General features: G+C 43.4%; 17 protein-coding genes. 14 read left to right on the forward strand and 3 right to left on the reverse strand.

What is annotated here, in order from left to right; translation table 11 throughout:
• Window positions 1-41: 41 nt before the first annotated feature.
• Complete coding sequence (locus tag dnm_RS13635) at window positions 42-2,615, forward strand: M20/M25/M40 family metallo-hydrolase (RefSeq protein ID WP_207683186.1); 2,574 nt, start codon at window positions 42-44, stop codon at window positions 2,613-2,615.
• A 182-nt stretch (window positions 2,616-2,797) separates the two neighbouring features.
• Here the strand turns inward: dnm_RS13635 and dnm_RS13640 are convergent, their stop codons facing one another.
• The gene (locus dnm_RS13640) at window positions 2,798-4,180 is read right to left on the reverse strand and encodes a UDP-glucose dehydrogenase family protein (RefSeq protein WP_207683187.1); all 1,383 of its coding nucleotides are present in this window, start codon (window positions 4,178-4,180) and stop codon (window positions 2,798-2,800) included.
• Window positions 4,177-4,311 (reverse strand): hypothetical protein, encoded by a 135-nt coding sequence (locus dnm_RS31275; RefSeq protein ID WP_276571887.1) that lies wholly within the window; start codon window positions 4,309-4,311, stop codon window positions 4,177-4,179. The genes dnm_RS13640 and dnm_RS31275 overlap by 4 nt, the downstream gene beginning before the upstream one ends.
• Window positions 4,312-5,375: 1,064 nt before the next feature.
• On the opposite strand from dnm_RS31275, the gene dnm_RS13645 reads away from it, so the two are divergent.
• The 13 genes from dnm_RS13645 to dnm_RS13705 all read left to right on the forward strand — a co-directional run bounded on the left by dnm_RS13645 (window position 5,376) and on the right by dnm_RS13705 (window position 23,375).
• Window positions 5,376-6,632: an IS110 family RNA-guided transposase gene (locus dnm_RS13645; protein WP_207677974.1), complete on the forward strand. Its 1,257-nt coding sequence runs from the start codon at window positions 5,376-5,378 to the stop codon at window positions 6,630-6,632.
• Window positions 6,633-7,177: 545 nt separating this feature from the next.
• The gene (locus dnm_RS13650; protein ID WP_207683188.1) at window positions 7,178-8,113 is read left to right on the forward strand and encodes a sensor domain-containing diguanylate cyclase; all 936 of its coding nucleotides are present in this window, start codon (window positions 7,178-7,180) and stop codon (window positions 8,111-8,113) included.
• A gap of 101 nt (window positions 8,114-8,214) precedes the next feature.
• Complete coding sequence (locus dnm_RS13655) at window positions 8,215-8,988, forward strand: metal-dependent transcriptional regulator (RefSeq protein WP_207683189.1); 774 nt, start codon at window positions 8,215-8,217, stop codon at window positions 8,986-8,988.
• Window positions 8,989-9,108: 120 nt separating this feature from the next.
• Window positions 9,109-9,300: a hypothetical protein gene (locus dnm_RS13660; RefSeq protein WP_207683190.1), complete on the forward strand. Its 192-nt coding sequence runs from the start codon at window positions 9,109-9,111 to the stop codon at window positions 9,298-9,300.
• Between the two features lie 166 nt (window positions 9,301-9,466).
• Window positions 9,467-11,518: a response regulator gene (locus dnm_RS13665; protein WP_207683191.1), complete on the forward strand. Its 2,052-nt coding sequence runs from the start codon at window positions 9,467-9,469 to the stop codon at window positions 11,516-11,518.
• A gap of 43 nt (window positions 11,519-11,561) precedes the next feature.
• Window positions 11,562-11,870, forward strand: coding sequence for an STAS domain-containing protein (locus dnm_RS13670; RefSeq protein ID WP_207683192.1), 309 nt, complete (start codon window positions 11,562-11,564; stop codon window positions 11,868-11,870).
• Window positions 11,871-11,938: 68 nt separating this feature from the next.
• Window positions 11,939-15,100, forward strand: coding sequence for a hybrid sensor histidine kinase/response regulator (locus dnm_RS13675; RefSeq protein WP_207683193.1), 3,162 nt, complete (start codon window positions 11,939-11,941; stop codon window positions 15,098-15,100).
• A gap of 104 nt (window positions 15,101-15,204) precedes the next feature.
• On the forward strand, window positions 15,205-15,711 hold the full coding sequence (locus tag dnm_RS13680; RefSeq protein ID WP_207683194.1) for a chemotaxis protein CheW: 507 nt from the start codon (window positions 15,205-15,207) through the stop codon (window positions 15,709-15,711).
• Window positions 15,712-16,164: 453 nt separating this feature from the next.
• Window positions 16,165-18,189 carry a methyl-accepting chemotaxis protein gene (locus dnm_RS13685; protein ID WP_207683195.1) on the forward strand — a complete coding sequence of 675 codons (2,025 nt, stop codon included), beginning with the start codon at window positions 16,165-16,167 and terminating at the stop codon, window positions 18,187-18,189.
• A gap of 527 nt (window positions 18,190-18,716) precedes the next feature.
• Window positions 18,717-20,642, forward strand: a complete 1,926-nt coding sequence (locus tag dnm_RS13690; RefSeq protein ID WP_207683196.1) for a methyl-accepting chemotaxis protein — start codon at window positions 18,717-18,719, stop codon at window positions 20,640-20,642.
• A gap of 36 nt (window positions 20,643-20,678) precedes the next feature.
• Complete coding sequence (locus tag dnm_RS13695; protein ID WP_207683197.1) at window positions 20,679-21,899, forward strand: protein-glutamate methylesterase/protein-glutamine glutaminase; 1,221 nt, start codon at window positions 20,679-20,681, stop codon at window positions 21,897-21,899.
• A complete protein-coding gene (locus dnm_RS13700) occupies window positions 21,899-22,735 on the forward strand; it encodes a CheR family methyltransferase (RefSeq protein WP_207683198.1) in 837 nt (278 codons plus the stop codon). Before dnm_RS13695 ends, dnm_RS13700 begins: the two co-directional genes overlap by 1 nt.
• Before the next feature lie 163 nt (window positions 22,736-22,898).
• Complete coding sequence (locus dnm_RS13705; protein WP_207683199.1) at window positions 22,899-23,375, forward strand: response regulator; 477 nt, start codon at window positions 22,899-22,901, stop codon at window positions 23,373-23,375.
• On the opposite strand, the gene dnm_RS13710 is transcribed toward dnm_RS13705, so the two are convergent.
• The gene (locus dnm_RS13710; protein ID WP_207683200.1) at window positions 23,372-26,608 is read right to left on the reverse strand and encodes a PAS domain S-box protein; all 3,237 of its coding nucleotides are present in this window, start codon (window positions 26,606-26,608) and stop codon (window positions 23,372-23,374) included. The genes dnm_RS13705 and dnm_RS13710 overlap by 4 nt on opposite strands.
• Window positions 26,609-26,866 lie beyond the last annotated feature (258 nt).

Genomic DNA, 26,866 nt, shown 5'->3' on the forward strand with positions numbered 1-26,866 from the left:
AAAACCTCTCAGACCAGATTTGACAGAGGGAGGCGCACAAGATGAACAAGGAGTTATCCCAAAAAATTGAAAAGATGTTCGGGGCTTTGGTGGGCATTCGGAGTGACACGGGAACACCGTCGGAAAAAGATATCGAAGACTATCTTTTTTACTGGCTGGGAAAATTAGAATATTTCAGTCAGAATTCAAATCTGTATGGCAGACACAAACTGCCGTCTGACCCCCTGGAGCGTTCTGTGATATGGGGACTTGTCCGGGGAAACGGAAGCAAAACAGTGATATTCATTCACCACCACGATGTTGTTGATTCCCGAGATTACGGACCATTGTCAGACTGCTCAAATCGCCCGGAAAAATTGCAAAAAGCAATGGAAGACCTTGATCTGTCCGATGACGTCATGAGAGACCTGGAAAGCGGTGAGTGGATTTTTGGCCGGGGAACGGCCGATATGAAGGCCGGAGCAGCCATTCAGCTTGCCTTGCTGGAAGAATATTCAACACGATTCAATTTTAAGGGAAATTTACTTGTTTTATCTTTGCCTGACGGAGAATCACTGTCCGCGGGAATGCGGAGCAGTCTGAAATTATTAAAAGACCTGAAAAAAATATTTAATCTTGAATATCAGATGGTTATCAATTCAAAGCCTCATCACAGGGAAAAAGATAAAAAAGGAATTTTATACGAAGGGGCAGCCGGAAAATTAGTGCCGCTGATATATGTCAGGGGTAAAAGAGGGGCCATCGGAAATAATTTGGAGGGGCTGAGTCCTGTGCTGGTATTGTCTGAGATTGTGCTTCAGACCGAACTGAACACTGATTTTTCCGAAGTGGTTTCAGGCCAGGTATCTCCCCCGCCGTGCTGGAATTTTTTCAGAGACAGGAAAGCGTATTGTGACGCGTCCCCTCCTCTGTCCGCGGGGGGGGATCTGACAGTGACCTCTTTGACAAAATCTCCAGAAGAAACCATGTCACAATTAAAAAAAATATGCGAAAATTCATTTTCCCGTGTCATACATAAGGCGGTTAAGAAATATAATATATTCAGAGGAGAAAAAAATTCGGAAATTACCAATGATCCTCTGTCAGACATTGGAAGCAGGATGAAATTTCATGTGAAGACATTTTCAGAGCTTTATGAGGATGCTTTGAATAATGCCGGGAGGGAGTTTACCGAAGCTTATAATAAAACCATTGAAAAAATAAAAAACGATATCCTGGAAAATAAGCTCAATGTTTCAGAGGGCACCTTTCTTATTATAGAAAAAACACTGGCGCATGTTCCGGACCTGTCACCCATGATCATCATCGCGCTTTCTCCGCCGTATTATCCGCACCTGACAAACACTGATTTTCAAAATCTGTCTGAATCGGTTTCAACATTAAGTGACAGGCTCATCTGTTTTGCCGAAGGCAGATGGAATGAGAAATATAAAAAATTAAATTATGATATGCGTATGACAGATATGAGTTATTCGGCATTGCCGAACGGCGAAAAAGCCATGCCTTACATTATAACCAATATGCCTTTGTGGAAAAATATTTATGATGTCCCTTTTTCGGAAATGAAAGAATTATCCATACCTGTCATAAACATCGGTCCCTGGGGAAAAGACTGCCATAAATTCAGCGAAAGAGTTTTCAAAAGAGATGCGTTGGAAAGAACGCCTGAACTGCTTGAATATGCTGTTGATCATTTACTAATGGCCAAAGGAGGTGGTTTGAAAATGGCGAAAAGCAATCCCGGAGAGCAGACAGCCTGGTCAGAGGAAGCGGTTTATCAGCTTATGAAAAATTTGCATCATTCAGTTTTTCATGAAGAGCGAAAACGCAGGCTTGAAAATCATTCGGTGATAGATTCGGCATTGATCAGAATTTTCGCTTACAGACTTGCCTACCAGAATTTTGACATGTTAAAAAACCGAATCGCCGAAGTTGCCGACGAAATCGTCTCAGATGAAGTCAGACAGGAACTGATAAAACTGGAAGCTGAAAATAAGAAACATCCGGAGAGTGACGCCTCGCATCTGATAAATATCATTCTTATTCTGCTGCGTGAAGAAACAGACAAATATTTAGAGGGAGGGGAAGACTTAGGTATAACACTGGCAGAAGATGAAGAATTGGATTTGTCCCCGGAAGATGAGGAAAAGTTATTAGCATTATCTCCTGAGGACGAGAAAAATTTACTGGGTCTGCCGCCGTATGAAGAAAACCCGGGAGCCTTCCCAACATCGCAACACTCAGAGAAAAAAGAGGATAAAAACCCGCTCGGGATATCTTCATCAGGAACATTCAGACTGACAGGTGAAACATTAGAAGAATTTTCAAAAAGTCTTTCTGAATATACACAAAAAAGAGTTGTGTCATCCGTAGATAAATTAAAAAATCAGACCCCGGAAGAGGAGCCCGAAGTCCCTGGCAATCCGGCAGGAAAAGATGAGCAAAGGATTTTTCAGGAAAAGACAATAAATCCGACAGATGATGATGGTTTTGATATTCTCGCGAGGAAACTGGGAGATCAGCGATTGGATGAGCTGATCTACGGAAAGAAAAAAAAGAAAAAAGATGAACTTGCAGATGAAGATGATGATAATTGGATGGGATGGGTAGATTGACGAACTAATCTCATTCCCACGCCGCGGTGGGAGAACAAGACCCGACATCCGGGGCAGTTTTTCCTCCGAAACTTGAAACTTGAAATCCGGAGAGTCAGCGGATTCTCACGGATGCCAAGTTTCAAATTTCAAGTTTCAAATTTCAAGTTTCAACTTCCAACTTTCAACTTCCAACTTCCAACTTATTCTGGTTTCATCACCATAGCCCCCACTGCCAGATAAGTATATCCTTTGGTGACGATGTCTTCGAAATCCGGGATCATACGTCTGCCGTCCATGACCAGATAAGGGGGCCTGGCTGCCTCTTCTATGGTTCGGGAAAGCCCTCGGAATTCTTCCCAGTCAGTAGAAATAAAGAGCGCGTGAGACCCTTCAATTGCCTCTTTGGCTGTCTCGTAATATTCTATTTTTTCAAAAAGAATATTCTTGGAAGGGGAAAAAGCATGTTTTGCGCTTTCAATGGCTAAGGGATCATAAGCCTTTACCTTGGCCACGCCCTTGCCGAGCAGAGATTCGATAAGTTTGATGGATGACGCGTCCCGCATGTCATTTGTATGCTTCTTAAACGCCAGCCCCAGCACTGCAACGGTTTTGTTATTGAACTTGAAGCCTGCTTCGGCAATGGCTCTTTCAACAAGATAAACCTTCTGGTATTCGTTGACTTCATAAGATGCTTCAAGCATCTTGGTGCTGACATTGACACTCCGGAGCTGATAAATCAGCGAAGCAATATCTTTTCCAAAGCAGCTCCCGCCTGCCCCGTTGCTCACAAAGGATCCCCAGGTACTGATCCTGTCGTCCGAGGTAACGCCCAGTCTGAGATCATCTATTTTCACGTTGGGGAATCGTTCTCCGATTTTCGCTCCCACCCCGTTCCAGAAAGAGATATAGGTGAGAAGCATGGTGTTTGCGACATATTTTATGGCTTCGGCTGTTTCCGGCGTGGTTTCTATATATTTTATTCGGACATGATTGACAAACTGGGAATAAACCCTGCGAAGAATTTTAAAATCTGATTCATGGTCACAGCCCACAACAACGCGGTCCGGTTTACGTGCCTGCTCAACGGCCGTACCTTCTGCCAGAAATTCAGGATTGGATGAGACACCGAAGTTTTTTACCTCATGCGCGTTCATGATGTCCTGTAAGTGTCTGGCTGTTCCGATGGGAACCGTACTCTTATTCACAAAGACAATTCTGTTTTCATCATTCCTTTTGGCCGCTATTTCCGCGATATCCTCAACGGCCGCGTCGTAAAAAACAAGATTTGTGGACCCGTCATTGGGGTTGGGCGGCGTGGGAAGACATAAAAAAATGGCATCAGCACCTTCTATGATTGCGCCCAGATCCGTAGAAAAGAACAAATATTTGCCAAGTGTTTCCTTGATAATATTTACCAGCCCCGGTTCGTTGACGTATTTTTCAATTTCTTCAGCCTGACCATTGGAAAACGCGTTAATTTTATTCACATCATTATCATACGCATACACTTCATGTCCGTATTCCGAGCATACTGCCGCATGGACAAGCCCTACATATCCGGTTCCTGCAACAATAATTTTCATATTATTCCTTTCTCCGATTCACAGATCAGATAACCTGAACTGCCATAGATATTAAGATATGGTCGTCCTGCAAAGGCAGTGATGACATCCCGTTCAGTTTCCCGGATATCAGGGCTCTGAATCTCATTCATCACTGTTTGCGCAGGACTGGCACAATATTTTTTCTGATTATAACGGATTTAGGGGAGGCCGGCCAAGCCCATATGCATCAGGCTAAGAATGCGGGACGGCTGCCGGACGGGGTTTGCAACCCCGTCCGAAACGTTTGCGGGCGGCGATCCGGAAAATATTCCGGACGGGGTTGCAAACCCCGTCCGGCAAAATCAGAGTTAATAAAAACAGTAGGTTGTAATCTTAGCCTGATGCATATGCGGCCAAGCCCCGTGGGGGGCGATATATTTGTAGCATTCATCATGCCGGGCAGGCCAAGCCCCGTGGGGGCGGCATATTTGCAGCAAATCATGCTGCAAATATGCCGCCCTTACAGGGCTTGGCCCCTTTCCTTAAATTCGTTATAATCAGTATTTTTTGCTAAAAAATCAGACAGTATTATAAGTACCTGAGCAAAAGTTTTTTATACAGCTTTTTTCTGAGCAGCAAAGAAACCCGGGTCTTTCCTTTGTCGGAGAATTATCATTCCGGAAAAAAAGCTGGGTCTCTTTCCCGGGCAGATATTAAAAACTTATGGTTAGGTACTTATAAAAACGGTGTCATGTGTTAAGTATCACCCGATGATCAGGTTTTCTGACCTGATTTTCGAACAAAAAGCCTGTCATTCTGTTCGACGACCCGACTGAGATCAGACTTCGGCAGGCTCAGTCGAACAGAATGACAGTAAAAAATTTAATTTTCAAACTGTATAAAATCCTTACGGCAAAGGCAACTTAAATTTAAATACTTATAAACGGACATGACCTGCCGTTCACAATGAAAAATGAAAGTTTTATATTTTTTCCTAACACTTAACACTTAACACCTGACACTTTCATATAAACGGCCATGATCTGCCAGTCACAACGAAGTATGAAAGTTTTGCATTTTTTCCTAACACTTAACACCTGACACCTAACACTTTCATATAAACTCCCATGTCCTGCGGACACAACAAAGGATGAAACTTTTGATTTTTGGTTCAAAATGTCATAACTACTCTCAGAATAAATATTTATCAACAATTATAACAGGAAGGACGGTTATGACTAAAAAATCAGACACCCCGATTATTTCAGTAATGCATCCCGTTTGTTGCGGACTGGACGTTCACAAGAATATTATTTCAGCATGTCTTATTACTCTGAATCCCCTTGGCTCGCCGCAATATGAAGTGAGGGAATTCCCGACTTTTACAGACAGCCTTTTCCTTTTAAGGGACTGGCTGACCGACAATAATTGTCCGACAGTTGCAATGGAAAGTACAAGTGTGTATTGGCGTCCGGTTCACAATATCCTTGAAGGACATCTGGATGTTGTCCTGGTAAATGCGCGCCATATAAAAAATGTTCCCGGCAGAAAGACGGATACCGAGGACAGCAGATGGCTTGCCAATCTCCTTCGCCACGGGCTTGTGAAAGGCAGTTTTATTCCGGCAAAGGAAGTGAGACAATGGCGTGACCTGACAACGCTTCGGAAAAATTACACACAGACTCTCGGAGATTACAAGAGGCGTGTTCATAAACTGTTCGAGACCGCCAATATCAAAATCAGTTCTGTGGTGACCGATCTGTTCGGAGTGACAGGACGTAACCTGATCAGTCTCCTTTGTGACGAAGATGCGGATTTAAGCCTTGAAAATATTGAAAAATGTGCGAAAGGAAGTCTCGGTTCCAAAAGTGCGGAACTTCATCGCAGTATTCAGGGTTTTTTTGAAGATCACCATCGTTTTCAGTTAAAACTGCTTATGGATACAATTGAGGCAACGGAGCGGAATATTAAATCCGTAACTGCCCGTCTTGCCAGGCTTATGAGGCCTCATCAGGAAGTTTTGGATCGTCTGGACGAAGTATACGGGATTAACACAGTGGCCGGTCAGTCAGTGCTCAGTCATATAGGATTCACACTGGAAGAATTCGGAAATGAGGCTGCTTTCTGTTCCTGGGCAGGACTTTGTCCCGGAAATAATGAAAGTGCCGGCAAGCGTAAAAGCGGCAGGTCCCCGGTCCGAAATCATCCCTTTAAAACAGTCATGGTTGAAATTGCATGGTCTGCCATTAAGAAGAGGGACTCATATTATAAGGACAAATATTATCGTATAAAATATCGGCGCGGAGCCAAAAAAGCTGTTGTCGCAGTTGCTCACAGCATAGCAAAGGGAATTTATCATATAATAAAATACGGAGAATCTTTTGAGGATCTGGGTAAAGGATATCTTTCCGGCAAAAATCAGGAAAAAAAGATAAACAGACTAAAAAAACAGGCCGCACAGTTAGGATATGACCTGGTTGCTTCCGCTTAACAGAGAATAACCTTAAAATAAATTGAAAACTGTAAAGAATATGAAGAATATACCGAATCCGTTTTTTAACAGGAAAGGATAATAACAGCCTGATGTAAATAAAACTGAAGCACTTCACATTTTAAGGTCGGTGAAAAAATGGCGCCGCGAGCCCGATATAAACATGACCGGCCGGTCACCTGCACAACAAAATGTCAGCTCTTTTAAGAGACTACGAATATAAAACTTTTTTTTCAGGACCGGCCTCATTTTTTAAGAAGTGCGGAAATATTTTAAAAAGTCGTTCGGAGACTACGGGACAAGTGTTTTTTTACTCTGAATATCCGTATTCGGCAATTATTTTATTCAGATAACGAACTAAATTTATTTCTTATTAATTAGAGTTTCATATAAAATAATCTGAAAAAACTTGATCATTAAACATAACACTTTTATTTTGTGATATTTGAATTTTTTGACACTTTTATAAAAAAAATTTAAAATGATTGTTTTTCAATTATAATTTGCCATTACCAGGGGCAGGGAAATGAAAAGGAAAATATGGAATGAAACTTTCAGATTTAAATGAAAAAGATTTTTTAAAAGATATGGTCTCTCTTTGTCCGGATAGCATCATCGGGGTAAATCGAAAGGGAATTATCATTATTTTTAATCAGGCAGCAGAAAAGCTCATGGGTTACAAAAGGGAACATATCATCAACCTGGCACATATTACCGAAATATACAATTCCATGGAACGCGCGCGCCTTATCAAAAAAAAACTTTACAGTTCTGAATTCGGGGGAAAGGGGCAATTAGAGGGATTTGAAAGCGAAATTGTTCACCGGAACGGACAAAAAATACCGATTCGCCTCTCAGCCACACTGATTTTCAAACACGGCCAGGAAGTGGGCAGCGTGGGGTTCTTCCATGATCTTACGTTCAGAAAACAAATGGAGGCCAGACTTCGGGAACTTTCAATAACAGACAGTCTCAGCGGCCTGTTTAACCAGCGTTATTTCTATTCCATACTGACAGAGGAAATGCTCCGGTCCCGGGAAAACCAGTGTCCGTTAAGCCTGATTTGTTTTGATATTGACAATTTCAAATGTTGTAATGACAGACTTGGCCATCTGGAAGGGGACAATATCATCAGAATGGTGGGACACATTCTGAGAGACACATTGCGCCATAAGGATACGGCGTTCCGATACGGGGGAGATGAATTTATGGTTCTCCTCCCCGGAACGGATCTGAACAATGCACGTTTTTTAGCAGAAAGAATCAGAAAAGCATTCAATTCCCAGTGCAGTTTTTGTTCGGTTTGGGATAAGGACACATTTTCAGAACAGGTGACACTGAGTCTGGGAGTGGCCCAGTTCAATCCTGAAGAGGTGACAGACACATTTGTCAAACGGGCTGACCTGGCCATGTACGAAGCCAAAAGAGCCAGTGGCGATCAGACAGTGGAAGCCGGGATACAGATCGGAAAATACAAATAATTTTTTAATTCCATAGATATTTGTTGAATAAAATAAACAAATGTGTATAATCCATAAGGTTAAAAACTATAATCTGCAACCGAATCAAAGGACCTTTTAATATGGCAAAAAGCGAAGTACTGAGTGCTAGCTTGGAGGATTATCTGGAAGCAATTTTTCATATTGTTTCTGAAAAACAGGCAGCCAGAGCCAAGGACATAGCAAAACGACTCAAAGTGAATAATTCCTCTGTGACCGGAGCGCTTCGTGCATTGGCTGAAAAAGGCTTTATCAACTATGCGCCTTATGATGTCATTACCCTCACACCGAGGGGGAACGAGCTTGCCGAAGAAGTCGTAAGAAAACACGAAGCATTACGGGATTTTTTTGTTAAAATTCTTTATATTGATCCGGGCGAGGCTGAAGAAGCTGCCTGTAAGATGGAACATGCCGTCTCCCGGACTATTCTGGACAAACTTATCCTGTTTATGGAATTCGTGGAATCCTGTCCGAGAGGCGGTGAAAATTGGATAAAAGAATTTTGGAATAACTGTGAATACGTCTGTGAATACGGAAATAAGCCTTATAAAAATTGCGAGCGATGTATCACCCGATCTCTGGACAATTTTAAGGAAAAGAAAAAACTGATGGAAAGCGACCTGAAAGAGACGCTTCTTGGGGAACTCAGTTGTGGTCAGCGGGGAAAAATTCTCAAGATCAAAGGGCGGGGCGGAATAAAAAAACGTATGGCAGCGATGGGGGTGAGGCCCGGAAGCATCATTGAAGTGGAAAACATTTCCCCTGTTGACAATTCCATAGAGGTCAAGGTTAAAGGATATCATCTTACCCTCAGAGATGATGAGGCGTCAAAAATCACCGTTGAATTATATCCTTAGCGTTTTTGCTCTTTACTGGCCTTCTGATTTCGAATAGAATGTTATTCGTTCTTTCCGATAATCACGGCGTTTGTCATAAATCTGACTTCCAACACCCCGAAAAAAAATAGGAATCACCTGATGAAACAGAAGAAGAAAAAGATAAAAATAACACCGGCAGCCATACTGGGCATGATTTTTGCGTTGCTGATTATCGGAGCAGGTTTTTATATCAGTATTGTTCGCGGTGAATATACCGGGTATCCGACAATTGGTCTCGGGTTATGTCTGATGACCCTGATCGTGATAATTTCCCGAAGCCGGAGCAAATAATTCAGACGACGGTGTCTGATATTTCTGATTCTGACAGTTGTTGCTGTCTGGCAGAATTCTCTTTCAGGAGAGAATTCGACAATATCCTGAAAGACATAAAAAAATTTTTAAACATCAGAAGTTTTCTTATGATGGTCCGCAAACACTGAAACCTCAGATTAATCCTATGACTGATTCAGATAAACCCCGTATTCTGATTGTAGATGATAATCCATTTAACAGGGAGTTGTTAAAAGAAATTCTTGAATCAGAAGGTTTTTTTTCAGAGGAGGCCCCAAATGGCAAAGAAGCCATCCGGCGCATGAGGGACTCCGCATTCAAACTGATTCTTATGGATTTGCTCATGCCCGGTATGGACGGTTTTGAAACCATTCGGAGAATTCGCCGTATGGGAATAAAAACCCCTATTATCATTGTGTCTGCCATGGATTCAAAAGAAGATCGCCAAAGATGTCTGGAGGCAGGGGGCAATGATTTTTTGCCCAAACCCATTGATGCTGAAAAGGTAAAGGCATTAATTGAACAATATGAGGAAGACAAAGCAGTACCTTTTGATGATCTGAACTCCTTTCCCCGAAAAGACAACAAATTATTGCATCCCCTGTCTTTAAATTTCTCGGATTATCATGTACTGCTTGTTGAAGAGGATGATATTATCGGGAACCGATATTGCCATTTTTTTATGAATCTCGGATTTGATGTGTCCCGTGTTTGCAACGGTAATCAGGCATGGGATTTATTCCTCAGACATCCGCACAAGTTCGACATTATCATCAGCAATGTTTTTACATCAGGTATTGACGGATTTGGCATTCTTGCAAAAATCAAACGGGACTATTTGAATGTCATGGTTTTTCTCTATGCGAAAACATATGATGCGGACATATTTCAACTCGCAATTCAGCTGGGTGCTGATGGCGTGACAACCGAAGCTGAATTTGAAAACTCCTTTATTGATTTAATCGAATCAGCAATTTATCAGTCTGCCCAGAAAGGCTCCCGCACACAGACAGCTTCAACAGCCAGCCAGGTACGCAAAGCCCAGGAGCAGTTAATCAGATACGGATGCCCCGAGCCTTGCAATTCTATTGATGTCGCGTATTCCTCTCTGAGCGACGCGGGGGGAGATATGGCCTGGTGCCGCCGGTTTAACCGGGCAGGAAGATGCGGAATCATGCTGGGAGATGTCGCGGGCCACAGTGTTATGAGTTCTTATATCAGTGCAATATCCCTGGGTATTCTGACATCCACCTGGGATAAGAACCAGGCTCCGCGAAAACTGCTGCGGATAATTAACGCTGAGTTGAACAAACCTGATTATGACCACTATCATCTTTGCGCCACGGTCCTGCTGTGGGACAGATACCGAAAAAAAATTAAAATTGCCACCGCAGGTAATCCCGGGGGACTTCTTGTGAATGAGGCCGCGGATGCTTCCCCGGAGATTCATGAACTGGAGGGCGGCGGGATGTGCCTCGGCCTGATAGAAGAAAATCAGCTTTTTCTGAATGACAGAATAAAGTTTGACAAAGAGGGGTATTTGTTTCTTTTCTCCGATGGTATCACCAAAGCCCAGATTGCCGAGGTTTTAACATCAGGAAGTGTTCATCTGAACCGGGAAAGCATCCGAGGGGTGTCCCGGGAAATTTTGGACAGAATTCTGGAAAAATATGGGCAAAATGATGATATGATTCTTATTACCCTTAAATCTTTTTTCTCTCGTTCTGACATGGTCCGATCATTCAGAGGAGAAAAAGGGGACCATGACGGGCAGGAGCTGCACTATGAATTTTTGTCCAGTTATGAGGAAGCTGACAAAGCATGCAAATGGGCTGCGGATTATTTTACTCCGGATAAACTTCCCTCGGGAAGAGACCCTTGCTTCATCTCGCTTGCCTTACGCGAAGCACTGATCAACGCGGTGAAACATGGAAACAATTTTAACCCTGCTGCCTTTGTTGATTTATCTTTATTTTTTCGACCCGGGGAACTGAGGATAGAAGTGTCTGACGAAGGCCCGGGGTTTAATCTTCCGGATAAAATTGAAAAAATCGAAGAAATCAATCTGCTCCGCTCAGGGGGCAGAGGATTACCTGTGATGTGGTCCCTTTCTGACAGTCTGGAAGTATCCGGCGGAACAATATCTCTCATCTTTCGGGAAAAAAGGATCAGGATGAAGAAACACTGCCCCCCTGCGGAATGTGGTAAAAAATTTTAACCTCGTTCTGTCCCGAGTCTGAAAACAAGATTACGGAGGATAAATGAAAGTAAAGAAGGAAAATAATACACTGTTTTTAATTCCGGAAACTGATCTTATTGCCAACCGCATTGAAGAACTCAGAGACTATTTTGCGGAACAGTTGAAGGAACATTCAGATGTTTCGCATGTGTTGCTGGATGTAAACGGTGTTGATTTTGTAGATTCCTTGGGAGTAAACCTTATTGTAGGTCTTTACCGACAGGTAACAGCTGCTTCTCAGACCATTGAAATCATCGGAGCCGGAGAAAATTTTATGAAAGTTGCCGCATTTTTCCGATTAACGTCTCTCTTTCCAGTCAAAAGTGAATAGTCAGCTGAGAATTGAGAATTCTCAATTATCCATGATCAATTCTTAATTACAGACGAGGGGAGGTGAAAATGTCAGACTATGATGAGCTTCTTCCTGTTTTTATAGAAGAATCCCAACAGCATCTGCAAACGATTGAGCCGGATATCCTGGCGATTGAACATAGTTCCGGGGCGGTTGATTCCGCTACAATCAACAGAATTTTTCGGGGAGTTCACAGCATAAAGGGCGCTTCAGGATTTTTTGGGCTTCAAAATATCGGAAAACTGAGTCATGTGATAGAAAATTCACTGGTTCTGCTCCGGGACGGAAAAACCGAGCCCAGTTCGGAATTTACAGATGTTTTGCTTAAAGGCGTAGATGCCCTCAGAACAATGGTGGATAATGTCGGAGAAAGTGAACAATTCGACATTCGTAATGAATTGGACCTCCTGCAAAAACTTTTGGATAATGCGGCATGTCCGCCCCAGACCGTGATTGTTTCTGAAATGAGAACCGATAACAAGGGGGCCAAAACTGAACAAAAAACAGAGGAACCTAACAAATTTCATGTCAGCGCAGGGGATATTGAGCATTTTATCTCGGAGGGTCTTCACCTTTATGCTGTAAAAATATTCTTAGATAAAGACCTGAGACAAAAAGACAGATCGCCTTATGAATTCATTAATAATATGGAATCCTTTGGCTATTACGTTGATTCATTTCTGGATATTCGGAGTGTCACAGGGCTTTCGGACTGTCTGAACAATGATCTTGCATTTGATTTTTTATTTGCCACAACACTTTCTCCTGATCTGGTTCCTGAGGGACTGGAACTTCCCGAGGACAGGGTTAGTGTCATAGACCTTGATGAATTCAGAGAGGAATTACAAGCTGAAAAAGCCGCGGCTTTGGAATCTCAAATCTCAAATCTCAAATCTCAGATATCAGCGCCCGGGCCTGAGTCAGAGCCTGACAGAGATAAAACCTCGGATGCGTCTTCCCAAATTGATGACCCCCCCCGTTCTGAAACAGCCGCTCTTTCCAATAAAACAGATGAACCCGATAAAACCGATATTCCTGTAATTCCCCGGGAGGTTCAGACAGAAGAAAAAATACGAGTCGGGGTGAATTTTTTAAATGAGTTGGTGAATCTGGCAGGTGAGCTTGTTCTGGGAAGAAATCAGCTAATGCAGGCTGCGCTTCCGCTGGTCAGGAATACCCCGGGGTTAAATCCTGTTTTGCAGCACATCAGCCGGGTCACATCTGAAATGCAGGAAAAGATCATGCAAATGCGAATGCAGACAATATCTGTTATTTTCGTAAAATTCCACAGATTTGTCCGTACTTTGGCCAAAAATTATAACAAAGAAATAAAACTGGTGACATCCGGAGAAGACGTTGAACTGGACAAAAGCATTATTGAGGGACTTTCGGATCCGCTGACACATCTGATCCGCAATTCAGTTGATCATGGTATCGAACTGCCTGAGGAACGGGAAAAAGCCGGAAAACCCAGGTATGGAACAATTGAACTCAAAGCTTATCATCAGGGAGGCCAGGTTCATCTGGTGGTGAGTGATGACGGAAAAGGGGTGGATGGGAAATTTGTTGCCCAAAAGGCCCTTGACAAGGGGCTGGTCCGTCAGGACCAGTTGGATTCCATGAACGAAAAAGAGCGGGTGCGCCTGATATTCCGTCCCGGGTTCTCAACAGTTGAAAAGGTGACAGATTTAAGCGGAAGGGGCGTGGGAATGGATGTTGTCAGGACAAATATTGAGCATCTGGGAGGCACCGTCAATATTGTCACAAAAGTTGGCAAAGGCACAACAATAAAGCTTGTACTCCCCCTGACCCTTGCCATTGTTTCCGGTCTGTTAATAAAAGCACATAACCAATGTTTTATTCTTCCGGAAGTTGATATTGATGAACTGGTCAGAGTAAAACCGGATGAAATAGCGACCCGTATTGATGTTCTCCAGGACTCGAAGGTGCTTCGCCTTCGGGATATGTTGCTTCCCCTGGTGGATTTGAACCAAATCCTCGGATTGGAGGGGAAACGTTCTCAGGCTTCGGGAGGGCAAGAGCAGGAGAGCCAAGGGGCGAAGGCCAACCTGAAAAGGGAAAATTCTCAATCTCCGATTCTCAAATTTCAATCTGAAAAGCCTTTGAGAATACTTGTTATAAAACATGGCATCTCCCGTTTTGGTCTTATTGTTGACAGCATTGAAAGCACAGAAGAAATCGTTGTAAAACCCCTTCCCCGGTATCTGAAAAAAATGAAATGTTTCAGCGGAGTCTGTATCCTCGGCAATGGCGAGGTGTCCCTGATTCTTGATGTCGCGGGAATACTCAAAAAAGCGGCCATCCGTCATCTTGATGAAACAAAAGAAGTAATGAAACCAAAGGAAACAGTATTGGAAGCCGAAGCTCAGACGCTTCTCTTATTTGACAACAATACCCAGGAACGATTTGCATTGCCTCTTGAGCTGATCTCTCGGATAGAAAGGGTTCCTGCGTCAAAAATCGAACGTATTAAGGACAAGCAGTTTTTACAGTATCAGAATAAAAAGCTGAGGCTGATTTTTTTAGAGAACTATCTGCCGGTGTGCAAACCTGAAAGATCATCAGAAGATATCATCGGAATCATTGTGCCCAAACAGACAAAACACCCTTTGGGCATCGTGATGAACCGCGTCATTAATACGCTTAATGCCGTTGTTGATCTTGACACAACTGCGATAATGGCTCCCGGCCTGTTCGGGTCGGCAGTGCTTGACGGAAAAATTACCCTGTTTCCTGATATCTATCGAATCTTTGAATTGGCGGCCCCTGAATGGTACAAAACTGAAAAAGCCATTCGGACAAATTCGGATCGGAAATATCGGGTTCTGCTTGTGGATGACACGCCTTTTTTCAGAATGGTGGAAAGTGAATATCTCACTTCCGCGGGATATGAGGTCATACAGGCAGAAAACGGTAAAAAAGCAATGCAGATTTTAGAAGAAGAATCAGTTGATGCTGTTATTCTTGATATTGTTATGCCCAAAATGGACGGATGGAAGACCATCAGGGCGATTCGTGCGGATGATCAGCTAAAGCGGCTCCCGGTGATGGCAGTTACTTCTCTGGATAGCGAAGGCTTGTCACAAGAAGGTCTTAAAGCAGGATTCACCGAATGGGAGTTAAAGCTTGATAAAATTCGTCTTATTGAGAAACTGTCTGCCATGCTGAATGCCAGTGTCAATGATTAAAAAAAAAGGTGTGTTTACAATCAGAGCAGAATCAGCAGATCAAAAATTCCCTTTTGCCACCGACTAACTGTCAACTAACCAACCTTTATTCAGGAGGATTGTTCATGAGCCGACAAATAACAACCTTTTTTTTAGGTAATACGCTTTTTGGCGTGGATATTCTGCTTGTGAAGGAGGTGTATCGCCATATGACGGTGAACCCGATTCCCAACGCGCCGAATCACCTGCTGGGATTAATGAATTTACGCGGGAGAGTGGTGACCGTCATAGACCTCAACGTGTGTCTGAATCGTCTTCCGGAGACAAATACAGGTGACCGCCGCCTGCTGATTTTAAAAACCCGGGAAGAAATAAAAAAATATATAAATAATAATCAGTTAAACGATGTTTTTTTAGGAGAGGATATTGTCGGCTTTTTAATAGACAAGATGGATGATGTCCTAACTGTTGAAAATGAGGAAATCCTTCCTCCCCCTCCCAACATTGCTGATCTTGATGAAGATATTATTGAAGGTATTATCAAACAGGGGAAGCGTCTGGTTATTCTGTTGGATGTGACAGTCGTTCTTGAATTGGTCATGAATGCCGCAGTTGAAGCAGAAAATCAATGAGAACTGAAGCTTGAAATCTGTCAGCCTGGTCAGTGATTTTGCTGCTGAAACAGGCCATGTCAGCAGATCGAAAAATTTTCGGGCTGTCACAGGGCAGACACGGCGGGCGGGGGAGAAACCCGGTTTTTTCCGGCAGGGGAGATTGCCCATATGCATCAGGCTAAGAATGAGGGACGGCTGCCGGACGGGGTTTGCAACCCCGTCCGAAACGTTTGCGGGCGGCGATCCGGAAAATATTCCGGACGGGGTTGCAAACCCCGTCCGGCAAAATCAGAGTTAATAAAAACAGTAGGTTGTAATCTTAGCCTGATGCATATGGGGAGATTGCCCCGTCCTGGAAAACACCGGATTTCTTTGCTGCCCCGCGCGCAGTCCGGAAACTTTCTGATCTGCTGAATCCCCTGTAAATTAAAATGAATATTCCCCGCGCTTAATAACTAGGAATAAACAAAGATGAAAAAAAAAAGAATACAGTCGCTGTTTGTAAAACTTATGAGCGGATTCGTAAGTATCACCCTTCTTTTTCTGCTTTTTTCCCTTTATGCTGTCACTCAGTTGGGAGCCGTGGGTGGCTATTTTGACAAAGCGTATAACGAGGCTGTTGTACCCATGGAGAAATGGGCACAATTCAAAATCAGATTGGGCGATATCAAGAGCCTGCTCAACCGCCACATTTCTGAATGGAATTTGGAAGTACAACAGAAGATCGAGTCCGAACTTTCCGAAAAATTCAAGTCAGCAGATGAACTCCTGAAAAAACTGGGAGCAGATATGCTTTCAGAAGATGAGATTGCCAGAATTGAACAGGAACATAAAAATGGTGAAGATCATTCTATCGGGAATTTTAGGGAAGAATCGCTATCAAAAATAATGGTATTGGTTAAGTTTCACCATGATGAATTCAAAGCTGTTTCAGGGGAGGTAATCGAGCATAGCAAGAACTTTATGAAAGAAGATGCTTCTGCGATACTCAATACCGGAGCCGGACTGGAAATAGCAATATTTATGGATAAGATAACTTCTGAAATCCTGGACAGAATGAGATATCGTGTGGCAGATTACCGCGACCAGAGCCTGAAACTTCGCCGCCAGGTGCAGCTATATCTTATCATAGGAAGCGCTTTCGCTGTTTTTATTGCTCTGCTTATCTCCTATTTTTTTGCCCGTAGTATTACAGGACCTGTCAGACTTGTTCTGGCCGGACTCAGGGATATTGCCGAGGGAGAAGGTAATCTCACGAAACGGCTTGATATATATACGAAGGACGAAGTGGGAGAACTGGCAAGATGGTTTAATATATTTGCAGAGAATCTCCAAACAATGATGAAAGAGATTGCTGATACAACATATAATCTTTCAAAAGCATCCGATAAAATGTCAGCTGTTTCTGTAAATATGACATCATCAGCCCAAGACGTGAATTCACAGGCTATTACTGCCGCGGCCGCTTCGGAACAGGTAAACACAAATGTCAGTATGGTGGCATCCGCCGCGGCTCAGTCAAGTTCTTCTTTATCAAATATTGCCTCGATGACCGAGGAGATATCATCTGTTTTCGATAATATTGCCGGGCTGGGAAAGAAAACGGCTGATAATATGACGAGGATGGCTCAGTCAAATGAGGATATCGCAAACCAGGTGAACAGCATTGCCATTTCAACAGAGGAGATGACTGCCTCTTTAAATGAGGTGGCAAAGAACACGGCCCGGGCAAACCGGGTTTCACAAGATACAAACCAGCGAGCGGAGCAGATTAAGGCCAGAATGGACGCACTGGAGTCCTCTTCCAAACAAATTGGCAGAATTGTGGGGATTATCAAAGATATAGCCGATCAGACAAACATGCTGGCGCTGAACGCCACCATTGAAGCCGCGGGGGCAGGAGAAGCCGGAAAAGGTTTCGCTGTGGTAGCAGGCGAGGTAAAAGAACTGGCGAAGCAGTCGGCCGAGGCAAGCGATGAAATCGCCGGACAGATAGACGAAATTCAGAAGTCTGTCAGAGACGCGGGGCAGGCTGTTCAGGATATAAACAAGACCATCAACGAAGTTGCGGGTATTAATGAAATGATTGCATCTTCGGCCGAAGAACAGACCGCAACTGCAAGTGAAATTTCAAAATCCGTCGCCAGTACCGCCGGAACCGTGAGGACCGTTACAGAGAGCGCAAGCGAATCAGCCAATCTGGTGGGAGAAATAGCGAGTTCAACGGATGAGACATCAAAAACACTCAGGGAAATCGCACAAAATACTGATGAATTGCTGAACAATGTGAAAGCAGTTGCCCGGTCTTCTGACGAAGCTGCCCGGGGCGTTGACGATATTTTCAAATATATTAAGGGAATCAGCACTTCATCGGAACAAACTGCTCTTGGCGCGTCCCAAGCGAATGACGCATCTGAAAAATTGGCTAAAACAGCTTCGGCACTTGCGCAAATTATAAGCAGGTTTAAATTGTCGGAACTGAAAAGTGAGAACTGAAAAATTAAAAGTTTGATTATAACGGATTTAGGGGAGGGCCGACCAAGCTCCGTAGGGGCAACATATTTGTAGCATTCTTAGGCAATTCCGAACGGATCCGGAGTGCAAAAATTATATTTTTGCGCCTGCGAAAAAGCATTTTTCGCACTCCGGAGAAAATACCGGAAAACCCGCTTACGCTTAAGTCAACAGTATTGGCCTGGCAGAGGGGGACAGCAAACCTGCTGCTACAATATGCCGTCCATACAGGGCTTGGTCGGCCCTCCCCTAAATTCGTTATAATCAGCAGAAACTTATGGATAGTATCCGACCAAATAAATTCTGAGTGGTGAAATTCGGAAAAACCGGACATATGGAAATCATATAGGACAATTTTTCAAATTGTCCGAAAAACAATTTGAAAAATTGTTTTACATCTCAGCAATCCGTCAGCATTTATTTGCTTGTGTAATAGATACTTATCTGATTGTAATCTTATTTACAAAAATTGTTCCGAGGTTAATGGAAAAATGATGAAATCTGGAAAAATGATGTTAAAAACAAAAATTATGAGCGGAATCTGTGCGCCCCTGCTTTTGCTTATCTGTCTTAGTATCGTTTCTTTTAAAAGTATTCAATCACTGCTGGATAGCAACACATGGGTTAATCATACCTATGTGGCGATTCAAAAAGCAACAGAAATAGAGAAATTAATGGCAGAGTTGGAAACCGGAGAAAGAGGATTTGTTATCGCAGGCAAGGAGGAATTTCTTGAACCATACCTTACAGGAAAGAAAGTCATTGCGGCTAAAATTGCCGATACCAAAAAACATGTCATTGATCATCCGCAACAGGTGGAAAGAATAATTGAAATCGAAACATTGATTAACGCTTGGTATGAAAAAGCGGCGGAAGTGGCAATAGCCGAAAGGCGAAGGTTAAATGAGGGCCACAAAGACGCGTCAATGGAAAATATAATTGCACTGATTGAGGCGGGAACCGGCAAAATGATTACAGATGAGCTGCGTATCAGTATCCGTGATTTTATTAAAGCTGAAGAAAATCTTATGGAAAAAAGGAAAGCTCATGCTTTAAAAAAAGCGAGTCTCGCGATTAATATTGTACGTTTTGGCACAATGGCAACCCTCTTTTTCGCGCTGATCATCTCTTATTTTCTTGCCACCAGCATTATCAGACCTGTCAGACTTGTTGTAAGCGGGCTGAAAGACATTGCAGAGGGGGAAGGGGACCTCACCAGAAGACTTGAGATATATACAACAGACGAAGTGGGGGAACTGGCAGCATGGTTTAACACATTTATTGAAAAGCTGCGGGGAATGATAAAAAATATTGCTGAGACAACAAATGATCTTTCTCTTTCATCTGAAAGTCTGTCAGCAGTCTCCGATCAGATGTCGTCCTCTGCTGATGAGATGAGTTCCCAGTCAGGTATGGTTGCCGCGGCTTCGGAGCAGGTAAGCACAAATGTCGCCACAGTGGCCTCTGCCACGGAGCAATCCAGTTCTTCACTCTCGAATATTGCTTCAATGACTGAAGAAATGTCGGCTTCTTTCATTAATGTCGCGGGGTTCGCAAAAAAGACAGCATATAATGTTAAAACCATGGCACAGTCAAGTGAGGAACTATCCGCACAGATTAACAATATTGCATTTTCTGCCGAGGAGATGACATCATCGTTAAATGAAGTTGCAAAAAATACTGCTGAGGCAAATCAGATTTCACAAAATGCGAATCAGCGAACAGAAGAGATCACCGAGCGGATGGACATACTGGCTTCAGCTTCCAACCAGATTGGCAAAGTTGTCGGCGTAATCAAAGATATAGCTGATCAGACAAATATGCTGGCACTGAACGCCGCAATCGAAGCCGCGAGTGCGGGAGAAGCCGGAAAGGGCTTCGGAGTGGTTGCAGGAGAGGTAAAAGAACTGGCAAGACAATCTGCCGAAGCAACCGATGAAATCGCCGGACAGATCGATAAAATTCAAAAATCCGTCAGAGACGCTGTTCGGAAAGTTCAGGAGATAAACAAGGTCATCAATAACATTGCTGATATAAATGAAATGATTGCGTCTTCGGCCGAAGAACAGACCGCAACTGCAAGTGAAATCTCAAAATCTGTTGCCGGTGCTGCGGGAACAGTTCGAAATGTTGCACAGCATGCCACCGAATCAGCAAATCTGGTGGGGGAAATTGCCACTTCGACAAAAGAGACATCGAGAACCGCGAGTGAAATTACGCTGAATATCAGCGACCTCCGGAACGGAGTCAATGAAGTTGCGCGTTCTTCCGGCGAAGCCGCACAGGGCGTGAGCGATATATCCAAAAACATTCACACCATCAGCATCGCCTCGAGGCAGACGGCACTCAGTGCATCAGAAACCAACAAATCATCCAAAAAATTAGCTGAAATGGCGGCGGCGCTTAACCAATTTGTAAGCAGTTTCAAACTGTAATCAGTTATTCGTTATTTTCGATCTGCTGAGAATTATTTGCTGACGGCTTATGGCAGACAACTGATAACTGAAAAAAAGGAGTATGAGGTGGAAAAGGATTTAAAGATACTTGTTGTAGATGATACCGTCACCTACAGACAGATTCTGTCAAAAATTGTATCCGGTTTTGAAAATGTCGAACTGCTGGGAGTGGCTTCCAATGGGAAAATTGCACTGTCAAAAATCAAGTTGAAAAATCCTGATCTTGTGCTTCTGGATGTGTTTATGCCTGAAATGGATGGCTTGGAAACATTGGATCAGATAAAAAAAGAACATCCTCACATTGATGTTATTATGTTAAGCGGCATGGACAGGGAAAACGCCAATCTCACAGTCAAAGCACTGGCAGCAGGGGCTTTGGACTTTATCCCCAAACCCCGGGGAACATCTGTTGACGACAATATTGCAGAACTCAGGACAGCGCTTTCCCGCCTTATCCTGATGGCACGAACCCGTAAATATTCACGACAGGCCAGGGGGATTTCAGGAAATAACACGCCCGCGACACCTCTGTCTGCCCCGGAAAAGAGGATTGTGAAATCCGCGGCTCCAAAGAAAATTCTTTTACCAGAGACAGACACGGAGAACCTGATCACGCCTCCCAGTGAAAACCGGTACTCTCGAAAACCGGAGCGGATTGATGTTGTGGTCATGGGTGTTTCAACGGGCGGTCCGAACGCGTTGCAGGAGATGATTCCGAAACTTGACGGAGACTTTCCGGTTCCGATACTTGCTGTGCAGCACATGCCTTCCATGTTTACTGCTTCGCTTGCCGCACGTCTGGATAAGGCATCTTCCATAAAAGTTGTCGAGGGTGAAGACGGACAGCTTGTGAAGAAAGGGATTATATATATTGCTCCCGGAGGCAGGCATATGATTGTAAAAAAAGACAGATTTAACAATACAGTGCTGGGGCTGACCGATGCCCTTCCGGTGAACAGCTGCCGCCCTTCTGTGGATGTGCTTTTTCATTCTGTGGCCAAAGTCTACGGAGGCAATGTGCTGGCAATCATTCTGACCGGCATGGGAACTGACGGGGTTTCAGGTGTGGCGGCCATCCGCCGGAGAGGCGGCTATTCAATTGTACAGGATGAGAAAACCAGTGTGATATGGGGAATGCCCGGGGCAGTTGTGGAAGCAAATGAAGCAAATGAAATTATTCCGCTTGACCGTATGGCTTCCAGAATAGCGGGAATAACAAAGAAGAGGCGTTTTTAATGTTTAAAATTACCGAACCTGAATATATCCTCATGAAAAAATATATAGAGGAACATTGCGGCATTCATCTGGAGGCGGACAAAGAATATCTCGTTGAATCGAGGCTTGCTGATCTTCTTATTGAAACCGGTTGCAAATCATTTCAGGAGTTTCATCTTAAAGCACGGAGTAATGATCCCGGCGGAGAACTCAGAGATCGGATTGTTGACGCGATGACCACGAATGAAACATCCTGGTTCCGTGATAAAAACACCTGGGAGTATTTGGAAGAAGTGGCAGTGCCTGCTCTTCTCAGCCAGGCTGCTGAAACAGGCAGGGCAAGTGTCTGGTCCGCGGCAGCGTCAACTGGGCAGGAAGCCTACTCTTTACTGATGCTTTTAGACGAAGCAACAAGACAGAGGGGACTGCCTTCACTTTTAGATCGCGTTGAAATTATTGCCACGGATATCTCTTCATCGGCCGTTCTCACAGGGAGTTCCGCACGATATGATACTATTGCCATGAACCGGGGGCTGCCTGAAGACAAAAAAGAAAAATATTTTACCAAACTTGATAATATATGGCTGTTTGATCAGGAACTTAAAGAGCGGGTTCTGTTTAAAAAATTCAATTTGCAAAATGATTTCATATTTCCTGAAACTTTTGATCTGATACTGTGCAGGTATGTTTCAATATATTTTTCTGAGGATTTTAAATGTGAATTATTCTCAAAGATGGCTCAGGTTTTGAAACCGGGAGGTGTTTTACTGTTAGGGGCAACAGAGTCTTTGAGAGAATTTTCAAATGACTTTGAGATTTCATATTATAAGAGTGTGGTCATCAATAAGAGAAAATAACAAAACCCGGGACACCCTGAATCTTTGCAGAGCCGGACACTTTAACCAGCCATAACTCTGCGGTTACAATGAATAATGAAAATCTTAAAATTTTTTCCTAACACCTAACACTTAACACCTGACACCTGACACCTTCAAAAAAATAAAGACACGGAGACAAGATATGAGTATAAAATCGAGTCGTCCCTCAGCTTCCAAACCGGTTCTCCCCATTCTTTTCGTAGATGACGAACCCACAACTCATCTGATAATAAAAAATCATCTGAAAGGTTGGAATGTAAAATCCGCCTATTCAGCGGAAGAAGCTCTGGACATTCTGAATAAACACCATATACTTATTGTTATCACCGATATTAGTATGCCAGGGATGGATGGCATAACATTTTTACGTGAGATCAGAAAAACACGCGGCATCATTCAGGTGATTATTGTCACGGCTTCTGACCGGATAGACGATCTTATCAACGCATTTGAAGCCGGTGCCACGGATTTTCTGCTCAAACCTTTCAAAAAAGAAGATATTGAAGAGGCACTGGAAAATATCGTATCCAAAATCAACCGATGGAAGGCAACAATGAAAACGCTTTTTGAGAAAAGAAGGCGGGTGAACCTCGAGAATATTTTTCCTCTGGATGATTAATCAAACGCAAACCGTTTCTCGGTAAAAAGTCTGAGGCAGGCATCCGCGACCTGCGGATCATAAAATTTTCCTTTGTGTTGCGAAATCTCCTCCAATGCCTTTTCAATACCCAGCGCCGGCCGGTAAGGCCGGTGAGATGCAATGGCTTCGACAACATCCGCCACCGTCAGTATTTTTGCTTCCAGAAGAATTTCTTTATCTGAAAGCCCCCGGGGATAACCGGATCCGTCTATTTTCTCATGATGCTGAAGCACCATTTGGGCAACTGGCCATGGAAAGTCTATTTTCTTCAGTATGTCGTAAGCGACTTGGGGATGGTCTTTAATGATACCGAATTCATGCTCTGTCAAACGGGCCGGTTTGCTCAGAATAGAGGCTGGCACGCGTATTTTTCCGAGATCATGAACAATGCCTGCCATGCGAATGCCTTCGATTCGTTCCGGTGAAAGTCCCATTTCCTCGGCAATGGCGCAGGCCAGATCCGCGACATGACGCTGATGCCCGGCCGTGTATAAGTCTCTTTTTTCAATTGTGAGTGCCATGGCTTCAATGGTATCTTTCATAACCTCCTGAAGCTTTTCCAGATTATCCTGAAGCGCTTTTTTTGTCCGTCTCAGCTCCGAGATATTTAAAAAAGACACAATGCTTTTTTGGGTTTCCGGAATCATCGCGACCGTGAGACAGACATCTTTGAGATTACCGTTTCTGTCAATTAATTTTGTTTCATATTTCCTCGGCGCATTACCAGGATTGCTTCTTCGCAGATAATGATATCTTTCCATTTGTTCTAAGTTATCTCTGATGAAAAATTTTTTCCAACTTTGCTTGTCATGTATTTCTTTTTTGGAATATCCGGTAAGATTTTCAAACTCCTGATTTATCATGGATATTGTCATGTTTTCTTCTATAATCATTGTCGCAATTCCGGTATTTTCAAAGATAGTCCTATATCTGGCTTCTGATTCGGCAAGGGCTTTTTCAATTTGGAAACGCTCGCTGAGGTCTTTTAAATTATGAATAATGCCAATCAGTTCGTCATCTGAGTTTCGAAGAGGAGTTACTGTTATAGAAAGGGTTTGGCTGCCTTCGGGATGTTCTTGCTCAACATCTCGCTGGACAAGTTCCTCACCGCTGAAAATTTCTGTCATGGGGCATTTTGATGTCTTGCATATGTCAAAACCGAAAACCTCATAACATTTTTTGTTTATGGCATCTGTTTTGCGAATACCAAATATTTTCTCAAATCTTTTGTTCACCTTGAGCATATTGAAATTTCTGTCCGTCACACACATGCCGTCACCCGCGCTTTGGAATATCTGATTCAGTTCTCTGTAAGCGATTTTAACGGACTCCTCTGCCCGCTTTCGTTCGAGAATTGCAGCCTCGAGTCTTGCATTCTCCACTTCAAGTGCCGCTGCCCACATACGATCCGTAATATCCCGAAGGGACGCGAGATAAGCCGGATTTCCGTCCCAGCTGATTCCCACCACACGCATTTCAGCAACGCCAGTTTCTCCGTTGGCCCGATGAATCTCTATCTTTATGGTGTCATCTGTCGCGAGAGAAAAACTGAAGGCCCTGCCTACGAGTTTGTCTGCTTTTTTGTCAAAAAGCACTTCTGCCGCGGGATTGGCAAACTGCACCATTCCGTTGATATCCGCAATGATTATCCCATCAGCTATCTTTTCAATCAGAATTCTCAGACGCTCCTCACTGGCCTTCAGAGCATTCTCAACCTGTTTACGTTTCTCAATCCCTTTAATATTTGCCAAGAAATTGATTACATTTTTCTTATCATCTCTGATCCACGAGGGACTGACAATCACAGGAAAACATTCGCCATTTTTTCGTTTAAATGTAAATTCAAATTCTTCAAAATTTCCGCTCAGAATCTTTTGAAATTCGCGCTCCGTCTCTTCTCTCAGTTCCTCATCCCAATAGATATGCGGCAGACCGGTTCCCACAAGTTCTTCTCTCGAAAACCCGGTCATGCGGCAGAAAGAAGGGTTCACATCAACAAGAACACCGTTTTTGTCTAAAACGCATAATCCGTCTTTCATAGCGGTAATAAGACTTGCGGAAAACTTTTTACTTTCTCCGAGCGCCGCTTCTGCCTGTTTTCGTATATCTATTTCTCTTTGCAAAATCCGGGACCAGCGATAAGGGACTGTAAAAGAACAAACTCCCCCGATTATCAGGATGAAAATAATAAAACCCAGTGCATACTGGTCACTTCGGAAGCTTTTTCTCATGCTCCCCTCCACCTCCTGAACCGGGGCGCATACCGCTATGGACCAGTTTTTATTAAAAGCACGGACAGGTTTGTATGCAATAAACTTTTCTGTTCTTTTTTTTTCTTCACGATGCCATCCGGTGACATACCTTCCTTGTCCTTGTTTTCCGAATATCATTTTTTTCTGGATATGATTTATTGTGTCATAAGACAGATCAGGATTTTTACGCAGTCGTACTTTAAAAGCATCCTGGCCCACGAACGCTTTTTCATAGTGGGACAGGAATATGCCGTCTTCATTCATCAGCCAGGCATATCCTGTATTACCTGACACAATCGGAGAAACAAAAAGAGACAGCGTATCCGGATCAAAAGATCCCATAATGATGCCGTTGAATTTCAGTTTTCCCTGTTCATCCTCCATATAGATCGGCTTTACCACCCGGATACGCATCTCCCCGATTTCATTGGTGATCATGCCTGAAATCAGAATATCTTTGGTTTTTTTAGCCTGTTGAAAATATGTTTCTCCGCTGTAATCTCTTCCGATCAGATTTTTACGCCACTTTTCATCGGGGCAGATGAAACGCATCATCCCTTCTTTATCCAGCCTGCGCAATGATGTCTTACGGGGGATGCCGATATGAAACGCCCGCATCTGACCCAGTGCGCCCGGTTCCATTTTCACCACATCCGGATGAACTGATAAGCGATTGAGATCATTTGCAATATATTTCAGAAATGTTTCTATTTGCTTTGCGACTGATCCGGCCAGTATGGATTGCTGCCGATTAAACTGCTTAGTAATCATATTCACTGTTTCCCGATGGATATTGATACTATGAATGATGGTTGCGGCAATAAGGATCAGCGTAATAGTGATAATAATGAAAACAAATGAAAAGATTGACGGCCGCTTTTCATTATCAGATGAAATAAACACTTCCGAATCGTCAGTCTGAGTACTGAACGGAGGGGTTCTGCGTGTCAATAGGGCCAATTTCTTTCTCCGAATTTTATAAGAATTTTTTCGATATTTTTATGCGGAGTGCTGAAACAATTTCTTACCACCCGGATAAAAAGTGCCGGAAAATTTACGAACAGATAATTACAGCGGATCGAAAAGTTTCCGGGATGCGTGCGGGACAGCAAAGAAACCCGGCTTTTTCCCGGACAAAGTATCTCCCCGGCTGGAAAAAGCCGGGTTTCTGACCCGTCCGTCGTGTCCGTCCCGCGACAGCCTGAAAACCTTTCGATC

Origin of the sequence: Desulfonema magnum (assembly GCF_017377395.1) — a bacterium.
GTDB classification, from domain to species: Bacteria; Desulfobacterota; Desulfobacteria; order Desulfobacterales; family 4be13; genus Desulfonema_C; species Desulfonema_C magnum.

Excerpts from the sequence above, each read along its gene's own strand:
- dnm_RS13635 (WP_207683186.1), top strand. The coding sequence starts at position 42 with ATGAACAAGGAGTTATCCCAAAAAATTGAAAAGATGTTCGGGGCTTTG.
- dnm_RS13640 (WP_207683187.1), bottom strand. The coding sequence starts at position 4,180 with ATGAAAATTATTGTTGCAGGAACCGGATATGTAGGGCTTGTCCATGCG.
- dnm_RS31275 (WP_276571887.1), bottom strand. The coding sequence starts at position 4,311 with ATGAATGAGATTCAGAGCCCTGATATCCGGGAAACTGAACGGGATGTC.
- dnm_RS13645 (WP_207677974.1), top strand. The coding sequence starts at position 5,376 with ATGACTAAAAAATCAGACACCCCGATTATTTCAGTAATGCATCCCGTT.
- dnm_RS13650 (WP_207683188.1), top strand. The coding sequence starts at position 7,178 with ATGAAACTTTCAGATTTAAATGAAAAAGATTTTTTAAAAGATATGGTC.
- dnm_RS13655 (WP_207683189.1), top strand. The coding sequence starts at position 8,215 with ATGGCAAAAAGCGAAGTACTGAGTGCTAGCTTGGAGGATTATCTGGAA.
- dnm_RS13660 (WP_207683190.1), top strand. The coding sequence starts at position 9,109 with ATGAAACAGAAGAAGAAAAAGATAAAAATAACACCGGCAGCCATACTG.
- dnm_RS13665 (WP_207683191.1), top strand. The coding sequence starts at position 9,467 with ATGACTGATTCAGATAAACCCCGTATTCTGATTGTAGATGATAATCCA.
- dnm_RS13670 (WP_207683192.1), top strand. The coding sequence starts at position 11,562 with ATGAAAGTAAAGAAGGAAAATAATACACTGTTTTTAATTCCGGAAACT.
- dnm_RS13675 (WP_207683193.1), top strand. The coding sequence starts at position 11,939 with ATGTCAGACTATGATGAGCTTCTTCCTGTTTTTATAGAAGAATCCCAA.
- dnm_RS13680 (WP_207683194.1), top strand. The coding sequence starts at position 15,205 with ATGAGCCGACAAATAACAACCTTTTTTTTAGGTAATACGCTTTTTGGC.
- dnm_RS13685 (WP_207683195.1), top strand. The coding sequence starts at position 16,165 with ATGAAAAAAAAAAGAATACAGTCGCTGTTTGTAAAACTTATGAGCGGA.
- dnm_RS13690 (WP_207683196.1), top strand. The coding sequence starts at position 18,717 with ATGATGTTAAAAACAAAAATTATGAGCGGAATCTGTGCGCCCCTGCTT.
- dnm_RS13700 (WP_207683198.1), top strand. The coding sequence starts at position 21,899 with ATGTTTAAAATTACCGAACCTGAATATATCCTCATGAAAAAATATATA.
- dnm_RS13705 (WP_207683199.1), top strand. The coding sequence starts at position 22,899 with ATGAGTATAAAATCGAGTCGTCCCTCAGCTTCCAAACCGGTTCTCCCC.